Source organism: Kitasatospora sp. NPDC002543, from assembly GCF_053594915.1.
The window spans coordinates 16,780-29,986 of record NZ_JBSFWR010000029.1; the positions used below are offsets into that span (position 1 = coordinate 16,780).

Annotated in this window: 10 protein-coding genes; all 10 read left to right on the forward strand. The window is 75.6% G+C overall.

Annotated features, from left to right (window positions below; translation table 11 throughout):
* Positions 1 to 54 precede the first annotated feature (54 nt).
* Entirely contained in the window at positions 55 to 1,101 is a 1,047-nt protein-coding gene (locus ACWD4P_RS15100; RefSeq protein ID WP_359826549.1) for a class I SAM-dependent methyltransferase, read from the forward strand.
* Positions 1,101 to 2,132 (forward strand): pyridoxal phosphate-dependent aminotransferase, encoded by a 1,032-nt coding sequence (locus ACWD4P_RS15105; protein WP_359826552.1) that lies wholly within the window; start codon positions 1,101 to 1,103, stop codon positions 2,130 to 2,132. The genes ACWD4P_RS15100 and ACWD4P_RS15105 overlap by 1 nt, the downstream gene beginning before the upstream one ends.
* A 160-nt stretch (positions 2,133 to 2,292) precedes the next feature.
* Positions 2,293 to 3,546 (forward strand): MFS transporter, encoded by a 1,254-nt coding sequence (locus tag ACWD4P_RS15110; protein WP_449779891.1) that lies wholly within the window; start codon positions 2,293 to 2,295, stop codon positions 3,544 to 3,546.
* A 126-nt stretch (positions 3,547 to 3,672) separates the two neighbouring features.
* Entirely contained in the window at positions 3,673 to 4,770 is a 1,098-nt protein-coding gene (hppD, locus tag ACWD4P_RS15115) for a 4-hydroxyphenylpyruvate dioxygenase (RefSeq protein WP_449779892.1), read from the forward strand.
* Positions 4,767 to 5,909, forward strand: a complete 1,143-nt coding sequence (locus ACWD4P_RS15120) for an alpha-hydroxy acid oxidase (protein ID WP_449779893.1) — start codon at positions 4,767 to 4,769, stop codon at positions 5,907 to 5,909. Before hppD ends, ACWD4P_RS15120 begins: the two co-directional genes overlap by 4 nt.
* 65 nt (positions 5,910 to 5,974) lie before the next feature.
* The gene (locus ACWD4P_RS15125) at positions 5,975 to 7,204 is read left to right on the forward strand and encodes an aminotransferase-like domain-containing protein (RefSeq protein ID WP_449779916.1); all 1,230 of its coding nucleotides are present in this window, start codon (positions 5,975 to 5,977) and stop codon (positions 7,202 to 7,204) included.
* 147 nt (positions 7,205 to 7,351) lie between these two features.
* Entirely contained in the window at positions 7,352 to 8,413 is a 1,062-nt protein-coding gene (locus ACWD4P_RS15130; protein WP_449779894.1) for a methyltransferase, read from the forward strand.
* Between the two features lie 182 nt (positions 8,414 to 8,595).
* Complete coding sequence (locus ACWD4P_RS15135; protein ID WP_449779895.1) at positions 8,596 to 9,504, forward strand: phosphotransferase family protein; 909 nt, start codon at positions 8,596 to 8,598, stop codon at positions 9,502 to 9,504.
* Between the two features lie 92 nt (positions 9,505 to 9,596).
* A complete protein-coding gene (locus ACWD4P_RS15140; RefSeq protein ID WP_449779896.1) occupies positions 9,597 to 11,438 on the forward strand; it encodes an ABC transporter transmembrane domain-containing protein in 1,842 nt (613 codons plus the stop codon).
* Positions 11,435 to 13,195 (forward strand): ABC transporter ATP-binding protein, encoded by a 1,761-nt coding sequence (locus ACWD4P_RS15145; RefSeq protein ID WP_449779897.1) that lies wholly within the window; start codon positions 11,435 to 11,437, stop codon positions 13,193 to 13,195. Before ACWD4P_RS15140 ends, ACWD4P_RS15145 begins: the two co-directional genes overlap by 4 nt.
* Positions 13,196 to 13,207: the final 12 nt, after the last annotated feature.

Sequence of the window (13,207 nt, forward strand, 5' to 3'; positions counted from 1 at the left end):
GCGCACACCACGCGGACCACACCCGGTCCGCCCACGGAGAAACGGACACCACCCATGACCACCTCGGCCATCCCCGACGCCTGGCGCGGCATCACCCCGTCGCCGATCACCTCGACCGACGCCTACAACGGCTTCATCGCCGCCAACGTGATCTTCGCGCTGGACCGGATCGGCCTGCTGGAGCGGATCGGCCGCGGCGAGCCGCTGACGGCCGCCGAGGCCACCGCCCAGGCCGGCGACACCGCCCGCACCGAGGCCGTGCTGCGCGCCGCCTCCGACTACGGCTACCTCAAGGCCGACGGCGACGCCTACCTGCCCACCGAGGCCGGCCTGGAGGTCGCCGCCGCGCGCGGCTACTTCACCTGGGCCGTCGGCGGCTACCACGACGTGTTCGGCCGCGCCGGCCACCTGAGCGCCGGCACCCACCGCTACGACGAGAACGTCTTCCGCGACGAGGCGATGGTCGCCCTCGGCTCCGCCCAGTGCGACCAGTCGCTGTTCGCCGCGCAGCTGACCGACGTGCTGAACGGGATCGACTTCCGCACCATCGCCGACCTCGGCTCCGGCACCTCCGCCCGGGTGCGCCGCGTGGTCTCGCAGCGCGAGGGCACCCGGGGCCTGGGCATCGACATCAGCCGCCCGGCCACCGACATCGCCCGCCGCGACATCGCCGAGGCCGGCATGCAGGACCGGGTCACCGCCGTCCGCGCGGACGTGCTGGGCCTGCTCGGCACCCAGATCGACAACGACGCCGAGGCCGCCGAGGTGGCCGAGGTCGACACCGTGATGAGCTTCTTCCTGCTGCACGACCTGCTGGCCGACCCGAGCACCCGCTCCTCGATCTTCACCCGGATGCGGGAGGCCTTCCCGAAGGCCCGCACCTTCGTCCTCGGCGACACCATGCTGCGCGACCCGGGCACCTCCGACGGCGCCCAGCCGGTCTTCTCGGTCGGCTTCGAGCTGGCGCACGCGATGATGGGCGTGCCGCTGCACACCAAGGCCACCTACGAGGAGCTGTTCACCGACGCCGGCCTGCGGATCGACCGCGTCGAGGCGCTCGCCACCCCGCACTCCTGGCTCTACGTCCTCCAGGCCGACTGATGGCCGCCCCGTCGAGCGCCAGATACCTGCTGGCGCAGAACGAGCACCCCTACCCGCCGCTGCCGTCGGTGCTGGAGGCGCTGGCCGCGGCCGGTGCCGACCTGCACCGCTACCCGGACTTCCGCCCCGAGCGGATCGCCGGGATCGTCGCGGACTGGCAGGGCGTCCCGGCCGGCCAGGTCGTGGTCGGCCACGGCTCGGCGGGGGTGGCGCTGGACCTCTTCCACGCGGTCGTCGAGCCCGGCGACAACGTGGTGCACTCGGCGCCCTGCTTCGACGCGTACCCGCTGTTCTGCGAGATCGCCCGGGCCGAGGCCCGGCCGGTCCCGCTCGGCCCCGACGCCCGGCACGACCTGGCGGCGATGGCCGAGCGGACGGACGAGCGCACCCGGATCGTCGTGCTGTGCAACCCGCACAACCCGACCGGCACGGTCTACTCCTGGGCCGAGCTGACGGAGTTCTTCCACCGGGTGCCGTCCACGGCGCTGATCCTGCTCGACGAGGCGTACGTCGACTTCGCCCTGGGCTGGCAGGCCCCGGACGTGCCGGCCCGGATCGAGCGGTGGCCGAACCTGGTGGTGCTGCGCACCCTGTCCAAGTCGCACGGCATCGCCGCGCTGCGGATCGGCTACGCGCTGGCGGAGGAGTCCGTGGCGCAGCGGGTGCGGGACCACCAGGTGCCGTACGCGGTGAACCGGCTCCAGGAGGCGGGCCTGCTCGCCGCCGTCGCCGCCGAGGACGAGATGGCCCGGCGGATCTCCGAGATCGCCGCCGAGCGGCAGCGGACCGAGGCCGAACTGCTGCGGCTCGGCTGGACGGTGGCGCCCAGCGTGACCAACTTCGTGTGGGTCGACGCCCCCGGCGACCACGGCCCGCTGCGCGCGGAGCTGGAGAGCCTGGGGGTGGCCGTCCGCTACTACCCCGGGCAGGGCATCCGGGTCGCCATCGGCGAGAAGGACGCCAACGACGCGGTGATCGAAGGCTTCGCCGCCGTCGCCCCGCTCGCCCCGGCGCACCCCGTCGCCCGCTGACCGGCAGGCGCCCTGAGCACCCCGCGTGCGTCAGGGCGCACCCCGGGCTCTTCCCCGTACCCTCCACGCCACCGCGCCCTCCGCACCTCCCGCACCTCTGCGAACCCGCCGAGCATCCCCGCACACCCCGAAGCGCCGTCGGCGCAACGAAGGAACCGCCATGCAGCCGCTGTTGGCCCGCCCGGAGTTCCGGCACTACCTCGCCGGGCAGACCCTGTCCGTCCTCGGTGACAGCGCCCTCTCCATCGCCCTCGGCATCTGGGCCAAGGTGCTGACCGGCAGCAACTCCGCCGCCGGTCTGGTGCTGTTCTGCTTCTCCGCCCCGCTGCTGCTGCTGCCGCTCGGCGGCCTGCTCGCCGACCGGGTGCGGCGCAAGCCGCTGCTGGTCGGGGTCAACCTGGCGGTGGCGGTGTCGCTGCTGCCGCTGCTGCTGGTCGACGGCCCGGACACGGTCTGGATCATCTACTGCACCGCCACGGTCTGCGGCCTGGCCGGGGCCGTCCTCGCTCCGGCACAGAGCGCGCTGCTGCGCGGCATCCTGACGGACCGTCAGGACTTCGGGGCGGCAGCCGGACTGACCCAGAGCGCCCGGGCCGGCACCACCCTGGTGGCGCCGCTGCTCGGCTCGGGCCTCTACGGCTGGTTCGGCGGACACGCGGTGGCCGTGGCCGACCTCGCCGTGCTGCTGCTGGCCGCGCTGAGCTTCCTCACCCTGCGGGTGGAGGAGGTCAAACCCGAGCCCACCGGCCTGCGGTGGCGCACCGAGGTGCTGGCCGGCTTCGTCCACCTGCGCTCCTCGGTCGGGCTGCGGCCGCTGGTGGCGGCCACCGCCGCCGCCGGCTTCGTGCTGAGCCTGCTCCAGCCGGTGCTGTTCGCGCTGACCCAGCACGGGCTGCACCGCTCGCCGCAGTTCCTCGGCGTGCTGGAGACCACCGAGGCCGTCGGCGCGCTGGCCGGCTCGGTGGTCGGCGGCCTGCTGATCGGCCGGCTCGGTCCGCGCCGGACGGTCATGGCGGGCTCGGCGGTGTTCGGCCTCGGGATCGTCCTGCTGCTCGCCCCGTCGCTGTACGCGGTGGAGGCCGGCCTGGTGATCGCGGGCGCGGGCATCCCGGCCGCCCTGGTCGGCCTCGCCACCGCCGCCCAGGCCTCCACCCCGCCGCAGCTGATGGGCCGTGCCCAGGCGGCCGTCAACCTCTCCCTCACCGCTCCGCAGGCGCTGGCCGTCGGCGTCGGCTCCGGCCTGGTGGCCGCCCTGGACTTCCGGGTGGTGCTCGGCGTGATGGTGGTCGGCGCGCTGCTCGCGGCCGCCCACCTGATCGGCAAGCCGGAGGCCCCGACGGAGCCGCCGGAGGCCGGGTCCGAGGGCGACGGCCCGGCCGAGCCGCAGGACGCCAAGGACCTCCAGCCCACCTGACCGGCACCCGCCCGGACACCCACGCCACCGGACGACCGCACCACCCGGACGACCTCGCCGCCCCGCCCCGCACGTCCGACCGACCCTCAGCACCTCCCGTCCTCCTCACGAGAGAGCTCTCCTCAGATGACCGACCGTTCCTCTCCCACCGTCACCCCGATCCCCGTCGAGCTGGACCACGTCGAGTTCTACGTGGCCGACCTGGGAGCCGAGACCACCCGGCTGACCGCGGAGTACGGCTTCGAGCTGCTCGTCCCGCCGACCGAGCGCGGCGAGGCCGCCGAGCGCTGCCTCTCCGCCCTGTTCGGCCAGGCCGACATCCGGCTGCTGGTCACCCAGCCGCTGGCCGCCGGCCACCCGGCCACCGGCTACCTGGAGCGCCACGGCGACGGCGTGGGCGCCCTCGGCCTGCGGGTGCCGGACGCCACCGACGCGTTCCGCACCCTGACCGCCCGCGGCGCCGCCTCGCTGCGCGAGCCGCGGGCCGAGGACGGCTGCGTCACCGCCGTGGTCGACGCCTTCGGCGACGTGGTGCACACCCTGGTCGAGCGCGGCCCCGGCGTCCCGGCCGGCCGCGTCCCCGGCCTGCCGGACCCGGCCCCGCTGGCCGGCGACAGCGGCGTCGGCCTGCGCTCCGTCGACCACTTCGCCGTCCTGGTGCCGTTCGGCGAGCTGCGCAAGACCGAGCACCGCTACCGCGAGGTCTTCGGCTTCCGGACGATCTTCGAGGAGCGGGTCGAGGTCGGCGCGCTCGGCATGGACTCGGCCGTCGTGCAGAGCGCCGACCGCAGCGTCACCCTCACCCTGATCGAGCCGCTCACCGCGGACGCGGGCGGCCAGATCGCCACCTTCCTGTCCGGCCACGGCGGCGCCGGGGTGCAGCACGTCGCCTTCGCCGCCCAGGACGCGGTGCACTCCGTCGCCACCATGGCCGAGCGCGGCGTGCCGTTCCTGCGCACCCCGCAGACCTACTACGACGCGCTGCCCGGCCGCCTGACGCCCCTGCGGCACTCCTTCGACCAGCTGCGCGAGCTGAACCTGCTGGTCGACCAGGACCACGACGGCCAGCTGTTCCAGATCTTCACCCGCTCCCAGCACCCCCGGAACACCTTCTTCTTCGAGGTGATCGAGCGCATCCGGGCCCGCAACTTCGGCAGCAACAACATCCGCGCCCTCTACGAGGCCGTGGAGCTCCAGCGCAACGCCAGCGAAGTGGCCGGATGAGCGCGCCCGTCCGCACCGGGCCACCGGCCGACGGACACCCGGCGCTGTCCGTCGCCGAGTACGCCGACCGGGCGCGGGCCGTGCTCGCGCCCGAGGTCTGGGAGTGGCTGGAGGGCGGCGCCGAGCGCGAGCTGACCCTCGCCGCCAACCGGACCGCCTTCGACCGGGTGGGCCTGGTGCCCCGGGTGCTGACCGACGTCGGCACCCGGGACACCGCCGCCACCCTGGTGCGCAGCCGGGCGGCCCTGCCGGTGGCGGTGGCGCCCGTCGCCTACCACCGGCTGTTCCACCCCGAGGGCGAGCTGGCCTCGGCCCGCGCCGCCGCCGCCGCGGGCGTGCCGTTCACCGTCGGCACGCTCAGCAGCGTCGGCTTCGAGGAGCTGGCCGGGACCGGCGCCACCCTCTGGTTCCAGCTGTACTGGCTGCGCGACCGCGACCGGCTGCTCGACCTGGTCGGGGCCGCCGAGAAGGCCGGCAGCGAGGCGCTGGTGGTCACCGCGGACGTGCCGTACATGGGCCGCCGGCTGCGCGACGCCCGCAACGCCTTCGCGCTGCCCTCGGACGTCCGCGCGGTGCTGCTGGAGGACGGCGCCGCCGGGAGGGCGCACGAGTCCACCACCGCCGTCTCGGCCGTGGCCGCGCACACCGCCGAACTGCTCTCCCCCGGCGTCACCTGGGATGACCTCGCCTGGCTGCGCGACCGGACCGACCTGCCACTGGTCGTCAAGGGCGTGCTCGACCCGGCCGACGCGCGCCGGGCCGCCGGGATCGGCGCCGCGGCCGTGGTGGTCTCCAACCACGGCGGCCGCCAGCTCGACCGGGCCGTGCCCGCCCTGACCGCCCTGCCCGCCGTCGCCGAGGCGCTGGCCGGCGAGGACTGCCAGGTACTGATGGACAGCGGGGTCCGCGGCGGCACGGACGTGCTCACCGCGCTGGCCCTCGGCGCCTCCGGGGTGCTGCTCGGACGCCCGCTGATCTGGGGCCTGGCGGCCGGCGGCGAGACGGGCTGCACCGAGGTCCTCGACCTGCTCGCCGCCGAACTGCGGCACGCGCTCGGCCTCGCGGGCTGCGCCGACCTGCGGGCCGCCGCCGACCTGCGCACCACCACTCCGCCCGGCACCACCTGGAGCACCCCGTGACCACCATCGCCGCACCGCACGACCTGCTGCTGGCGGGCCTGCACACCTCCCTCGCCGACCCGGCGATGACCTCGATGAACCTGCTCAACGAGATCTCGATCCGCTACCCGGAGGCGGTCTCCTTCGCGGCCGGCCGCCCCGCCGAGCAGTTCTTCGAGACGGACGCCGTCCACCGCCACCTGGACCGCTACCTCGACCACCTGCGCACCGACCGCGGACTGACGGAGGAACAGGCCCGCCGGCAGGTGCTCCAGTACGGGCGCACCAAGGGGATCATCCACGACCTGATCGCCGCCCACCTGGCGACGGACGAGGGCATCGAGGTGCCCGCCGAGTCCGTCGTGGTGACGGTGGGCTGCCAGGAGGCGATGTTCCTGGTGCTGCGGGCCCTGCGCCGCGGCCCCGAGGACGTGGTGCTGGCCGTCTCCCCCACCTACGTGGGGCTGACCGGCGCGGCCCTGCTGGCGGACCTGCCGGTGCGCGCGGTGGCCGACGGCCCGGACGGCGTGGACCTCGCCGACCTGCGCCGGCAGCTGGCCGCCGCCCGGGCCGAGGGGCTGTGCCCGCGGGCGCTCTACCTGGTGCCGGACGTGGCCAACCCGAGCGGGGCCAGCCTGCCGCTCGAACTGCGCCGGGACCTGCTGGCGCTGGCCGCCGAGGAGGACATCCTGCTGCTGGAGGACAACCCGTACTGCGTCTTCGCCGGGGAGCCGAGGCTGCCCTCGCTCAAGGCGCTGGACACCGACCGGCGGGTCGTCCACCTCGGTTCCTTCGCCAAGACCGCCCTGCCCGGCGCCCGGGTCGGGTACGTGGTGGCCGACCAGCTGGTGGCCGACGGGCAGGGCGGCACCGCGCTGTTCGCCGACCTGCTCGGCATGATCAAGAGCATGACCACGGTGAACACCTCGCCGATCGCCCAGGCCGTGATCGGCGGCGCCCTGCTGGAGCACGCCCACAGCCTGCGGGCCGCCAACACCGAGGTGGCCGCGCTCTACCGGCGCAACCTCGCCCTGGTGCTGGACGGCCTGGCGAAGCGCTTCCCGCCCGGCAGCGGCGTGACCTGGAACGAACCGCGCGGCGGCTTCTTCCTGGTGCTCACCGTGCCGTGCGTGGTGGACGACGCCCTGCTGGAGCTCTCGGCCTCGGAGTACGGGGTGATCTGGACGCCGATGTCGCACTTCTACCCGGGAGCGGGCGGGGAGCACCAACTGCGGCTCTCCGTCAGCCAGGTCGACCCGGCCACCGTCGACCGCGGGCTGGACGGGCTGGCCGCGCTGCTCGCCGCGCGGTCCTGACCCACCCGCCGCGAAGGGGCGTCCCGCCCGCCCGGGGCGCCCCTTCCGGCACCCGCGTCCGCCCCGATCGGTGACGGTGCGCATCGACCGGGCCACGCTGGGGCAGCATCCCGGCGCAAGCACCGGAGCCCCGTCCGAGGAGGACGCATGCCGCACGACGAGAACCAGCCCGCCGCCGACCGGTCGCCGCAGGCCGTGGAGGAGGGCCTGCGCCGCTCGGCCGCCTTCCTCATCGACGAGGCGCTCGGCTTCGTCTTCCCCGCGGCCCTGCGCGCCGCCGCCGACACCGGGGTGGCCGACGCCCTCGCGGACGGCCCGGCCACCGCCGCCGAACTCGCCGCCGCCACCGGCACCGACGCCCGCAACCTGTACCGGGTGCTGCGCCTGCTCGCCACCCGGGGCGTGGTCGCCGAGGACGGGCACGGCCGCTTCACCTTGACCGAGACCGGGCAGGCCCTGCGCAGCGACGTCCCGTACTCCGCGCGCAGCGCCGTGCGGATGCTCACCGACCGCACCTTCTGGCGGCCCGCGGAGCGGATGGCGCACTGCCTCACCGAGGGCACCACGGCCTTCGACGCCGTCTTCGGCATGCCCTTCTTCGACCACTTCGCCCAGGACGAGGAGACCGCCGCCGTCTTCCACGTCGGCATGGCGGCGATGTCCGACGTGGAGAACCCGGCCATCGCGGCGGCCTGCGACCTCCCGGACACCGGCACGGTGGTGGACGTCGGCGGCGGCCACGGCGGCCTGCTGCTGGAGGTGCTGCGCCGCAACCCCGGCCTGGAGGGCGTGCTCCACGACCGCGCCCACGTCCTGGCCGGCCACCGGCTGGAGGGCGAGAAGGAGGTCGCGGGCCGCTGGAGCACCATGGAGGGCGACTTCTTCACCGCCGTGCCCGCCGGGGACGTCCTGCTGCTCAAGCGGATCACCCACGACTGGGACGACGACGCGTGCGTCACCCTGCTGGGCCACTGCCGGCGCGCCCTGCGCCCCGGCGGCCGGCTCCTCGTCCTGGACGCCGTCGTCCCCCGGGACGACGCGCCCCACCAGGCCAAGACGATGGACCTGATGATGATGGCCTCGCTCACCGGCCGCGAACGCACCGAGGCGGACTTCGCGGACCTGCTCGACCGGGCGGGCCTGCGGCTTTCCCGGATCCTGCCCACCGGGACGGTGCTGTCCGTGGTGGAGGCGGTCGTCGCCGACTGACCCTCCGTCACCTCCGGCCCGCCCCGCGCACGGAGCGGGCCGGACCCGCGGTGTCCACCGACCGTTCGCATGGGGCACGATGCCCTGGGGCGCGTCCCGCGGATCTCTGCCGGCCGCGCGCCACCCGCCGCCCCGCCGGGGCGGCGGGGCGACCGACCGCCGGAGGACCCCCGAGGATGCCCATGAGTGAGCGATTCGCCGCACTGGACCGACTGGCCGATCAGTGGGGCCTGAGCGGCCTGGAACTCGTCGGCAAGGGGCTGGAGTTCACCGTCTTCCGAGCCCGGGCGCGGGACGGCGGACCGGTCGCCGTCCGGCTCGCGCACCGGCGGTTCGACTCCAACGCCAACGACCCGCACGTGGACACCCGCGCCCTGCTCGTCCAGGAGCACGCCCTCGCCCGGCACCTGGCCCGGCACGGCCTGCCCGTCGCCCGGGCACGGGAGTTGGTGCTCGCCGACGACCCCGGCACCCCCGACGTGCTGCTCTCCGACTACGTCCCCGACGACGGCTCCCCGCTCGACCCCCACGCCCTGGGGCGGTTGCTCGCCCGGCTGCACCGGGTGCCGCCGCCGCGGCTGCGGCCCGTCGCCGCCGAGGGCGGCACCACCGCCGGGGCGGTCGCCGCCCGGATCGGCCGCCGCTGGGCCGAACTCGCCCGCCGCGTCGACGACTGGCCCGAGCCCCCGGCCGCCGCCCTGCTCTCCGGGCCACTGGCCGGCCTCACCGGCGACGGCCTGCTCCACCTCGACGTCCGCAGCGCCAACATCCGCCGCGGACGGGGCCGCACCACCGCCCTGCTGGACTGGTCGAACGCCCTGCTCGGCTCCCCCGCCCTGGAGTTCGGGCGGCTCGCCGAGTACGCCCGGTACCCGGAGAACGACCTCAACCTGCCCGCCCTGCGCGCCGGCTACGCCACCGTCGCGCCCGTGCCCGCCGAGGACGACCCCGGCCTGCTCGTCGCCCGGCTGGACGCCGCCCTGATGCTCGCCCTGGTCTTCCTCTCCGAGGCGCCCGACTCCACCCGGGGCCCCACCGCCGCCGCCCACGCCCGCGAACTGGCCCTGCGCCTCACCGCCGGCCGACCGTAGGGTCGGTCGAGGAGGAAGGCCGACCGTCGCGAACGCCCGGCCGGGCGACCCCTTGGCCGGGCGTTCCGCCGAGCTACCCGAGGACGAACGAGATGACCGACCGACCGGACCCTCCCACCGGGACACGCCGGGTCCCGTACACCGACCCCGGCGCTCCGGACCACCGGAGCCCGCTGCGGTTCCTCTGGTGGCTGGTGACGATGCAGCGCGCCCGCGTACTGCTCGGCGCGACCTGGGGAACCCTGTGGATGTGCGCGCTGATGCTGCCGCCGTACCTGATGGCGCGGACGATCGACGACGGGCTGCGCGGGCGGGACACCGGGGCGCTGGTCCGCTGGGTGGCGGTGGTCCTCGCGGTCGGCGCGCTCATCGCCGTCCTCGGCATCCTGCGGCACCGCACCATGACGTTCATCCGCGTCGACGGCGCCTACCGGACCGTCCAGGCCGTCACCCGGCACGTGAACCGGCTGGGCACCGAGCTGCCGCGCCAGGTGTCGGCCGGCGAGCTGACGCACCTGCAGGCCGGGGACATCGGCCGGATCGCCCGGACCCTGACCATCACCGGGCCCGGCGTCGGCGCGGTCGTCGCCTACCTCGCCACCGCCGTCCTGCTGGTCCGGATATCCGCCGTCCTGGCCGCGGTGATCCTGCTGGGCGTCCCCCTGCTGGCCGTCACCATCGGCCCCCTGCTGGAGAAGCTGCACGGAGCCGAGGGCCGGTACCGCGAGGAGCAGGCCGCGCTGACCGCCCTCGCCGGCGACCTGGTGGCCGGGCTCGGGGTGCTGAACGGCCTCGGCGGCAAGCCCGTCTTCGCCGAGCGCTACCGGCGGCGCTCCCGCGAACTGGTGCCGCTCGGCTACCGGGTGGCCTCCCTCACCAGCTGGGTCCAGGCGCTCGGCGCCTGCCTGCCGGTCGTCTTCCTCGCCGTGGTGACCTGGCTCAGCGCGCGGATGGCGGCGGCCGGCGAGATCACGGTCGGCGAACTCGTCGCCGTCTACGGCTACGTGGCGGCGCTCCTGGTGCCCGTCTCGATGTTCATCGAGGGCGCCGACGACCTCCCGCGCGGCCTGGTCTCCGCCCGCCGCGTCATCGACATCCTCGCGCTGCGGCCCGAGTCCTCCCGGGCCCGCACCCGCACGGCGCCGCCCGCCGGGCCGGCCGAACTGCGCGACCCGGAGTCGGGCCTGGTGCTGCGCCCTGGCCGGGTGACGGCCCTGGTCGCCGCGCGGCCCGACGAGGCCCGCGCCGTGGTGGACCGGCTGGCCGGCTACCGCGAGTCCGACGCCACCTGGGGCGGCGCCGGCGTCCGCGACTGGGAGCCGGCGGCGCTGCGGCGGCACGTCCTGGTGTCCGACAACGAGTCCTACGTGTTCGGCGGCACCCTGGCCTCCGCGGTCGCGGTCCACGGCGGGCACACCCCGGCGGAGATCGAACGCGCCCTGCGCGCGGCGGCGGCCGAGGACCTCCTCGACCTCCTGCCCGGCGGCCTGGACGCGCCGCTGGAGGACCGCGGCCGCAACGTCTCGGGCGGCCAGCTCCAGCGGCTGCGGCTGGCCCGGGCCCTGCTCGCCGATCCCGAGGTCCTGCTGCTCGTCGAGCCCACCTCGGCCCTCGACGCGCTCACCGAGGCCGCCGCAGCCTCCCGGATCGGCGCCTACCGCGCCGAGCGCACCACCCTGGTCGTCAGCACCTCCCCGCTGGTGCTCGCCCGGGCCGACCGGGTCTGCCACCTGGTGGACGGCCGGGTCCGGGCCGTGGGCACCCACGGCGAACTGCTCGCCGCCGAGCCCGCCTACGCGGCGCTGGTCTTCCGCGGCGACACCGGGGCACACGCCGGAACGCACCCGCGGACGGGCACCGGGGCACACGCCGAGGACCCCGCCGAGGACCGCACCGGCGCCGCCACCGGGCTCCCGGAAGGAGCCGCCCGATGAGCCACGACGACGAGACCCGCCGGCTCCCGGTCGCCGACCGGGCGACCGTCCGCCGGGCCGTCCGGCGCCTGCTCACCGACGACGGCCGGGCGATGTGCGGCATCATCCTCCTCACCGGCCTCGCCGCCCTGGCCGGGGTCGCCGGGCCGTGGCTGCTCGGCCGCGTCGTCACCCGCGTCGAGAAGGGCGAACTGACCGTCGGCCAGGTCGACGCACTGGCCGCGGCGGTGCTCGGATGCGCCCTCGCCCAGCTGGTGCTGACCCGCTTCGCGCGCGGCGCCTCGCACCGGTTCGGGGAGCGCGCCCTGGCCCGGCTGCGCGAGGAGGTCGTCGACCGGACGCTGGCGCTTCCCGGGCGGTACGCGGAACGGGTGGGCACCGGCGACCTGGTGACCCGCTCCTCCCTCGACGTGGGCACCGTGGCCGACACCCTGCGCAACGCCGCCCCGGACGTCTTCGTCGCCGCCGTCCAGGTGCTGTTCATCCTCGCCGCCGCGTTCCTCCTCGACCCGCTGATCGGGCTGTGCGCGCTGGTGGGCCTGCCGGTCGTCTGGGCGGTCAGCCGCTGGTACCTGAACCGGGCCCGGGACGCCTACCTCGCCGAGGGCGCCGCCTCCGGCGGGGTCACCGAGGCGCTGAACGCCACCGCCCACGGCGCCCGCACCGTCGAGGCGTTCGGGCTCGGCGCCCGTCAGGACCTCGCCGTCGACCGGGCGGTCGACGCCTCCTACCGGGCCGGCGTGCGCACCCTGTTCCTGCGCACCGTGCTGTTCCCCGTCACCGAGTTCGCCCACGCGCTGCCCATGGCGCTCATCCTGCTGGTCGGCGGCCTCGGCTACCTGGACGGCGCGGTGGGCCTGGGCACCGTGGTCGCCGGCGGCCTGTACATGTGGCAGCTGGTCGACCCGCTCGACCGCGCCCTCAACTGGATGGAGCAACTGCAGCGCAGCGGTGCCTCGTTCGCCCGGATCAAGGGCGTCGGCCTGGTGTCCGAGGAGCCGCCGGTGCTCGACCGGCGGCCGTCCGACGACCGGATCGAGGTCCACGGCGTCCGGTACGCCTACCCCGGCTCGCACGACGTGCTCAGGGGCATCGACCTGGTGGTCCGCCCGGGCGAGCGGCTCGCGATCGTCGGCCCGTCCGGCGCGGGGAAGTCCACCCTCGGCAAGCTGCTGTCCGGCGTCGACGCCCCGGACTCCGGGTCCGTCCGGGTCGGCGGCGTGCCGGTCGCGGACCTGGCGGCGGCGGGCGAACTGGGCGACCGCATCGTCCTCATCACCCAGCGGCACCACGTGTTCATCGGCACCCTCCGGGACAACATGACCATGGCCGCCCCGGACGCGGGCGACGACGAGATCCTCGCCGCGCTCGCCCTGGTCGAGGCCGACTGGGTGCACGGCCTCCCGGACCGGCTGGACTCCGCGCTCGGGGCCGGCGGCCTCGAACTCGACGCGGCGCAGGCCCAGCAGCTCACCCTGGCGCGGGTCCACCTCGCCGACCCCCACACCCTGATCCTCGACGAGGCGACCTCGCTGCTGGACCCGACCACCGCCCGGCAGGCCGAGCGGGCGATGGCCGCCGTACGCACGGACCGGACGGTCGTCTCCATCGCCCACCGGCTGCAGACCGCCCACGACGCGGACCGCGTCGCCGTCATGGAGGCGGGCCGCATCGTCGAACTGGGCACCCACGACGAACTGGTGGCCGCCGACGGGCCCTACGCGGCGCTGTGGCGGTCGTGGAACGGAGAGGGCTGACCGGCCGCGTCC

Excerpts from the sequence above, each read along its gene's own strand:
- ACWD4P_RS15100 (WP_359826549.1), top strand. The coding sequence starts at position 55 with ATGACCACCTCGGCCATCCCCGACGCCTGGCGCGGCATCACCCCGTCG.
- ACWD4P_RS15105 (WP_359826552.1), top strand. The coding sequence starts at position 1,101 with ATGGCCGCCCCGTCGAGCGCCAGATACCTGCTGGCGCAGAACGAGCAC.
- ACWD4P_RS15110 (WP_449779891.1), top strand. The coding sequence starts at position 2,293 with ATGCAGCCGCTGTTGGCCCGCCCGGAGTTCCGGCACTACCTCGCCGGG.
- hppD (WP_449779892.1), top strand. The coding sequence starts at position 3,673 with ATGACCGACCGTTCCTCTCCCACCGTCACCCCGATCCCCGTCGAGCTG.
- ACWD4P_RS15120 (WP_449779893.1), top strand. The coding sequence starts at position 4,767 with ATGAGCGCGCCCGTCCGCACCGGGCCACCGGCCGACGGACACCCGGCG.
- ACWD4P_RS15125 (WP_449779916.1), top strand. The coding sequence starts at position 5,975 with ATGACCTCGATGAACCTGCTCAACGAGATCTCGATCCGCTACCCGGAG.
- ACWD4P_RS15130 (WP_449779894.1), top strand. The coding sequence starts at position 7,352 with ATGCCGCACGACGAGAACCAGCCCGCCGCCGACCGGTCGCCGCAGGCC.
- ACWD4P_RS15135 (WP_449779895.1), top strand. The coding sequence starts at position 8,596 with ATGAGTGAGCGATTCGCCGCACTGGACCGACTGGCCGATCAGTGGGGC.
- ACWD4P_RS15140 (WP_449779896.1), top strand. The coding sequence starts at position 9,597 with ATGACCGACCGACCGGACCCTCCCACCGGGACACGCCGGGTCCCGTAC.
- ACWD4P_RS15145 (WP_449779897.1), top strand. The coding sequence starts at position 11,435 with ATGAGCCACGACGACGAGACCCGCCGGCTCCCGGTCGCCGACCGGGCG.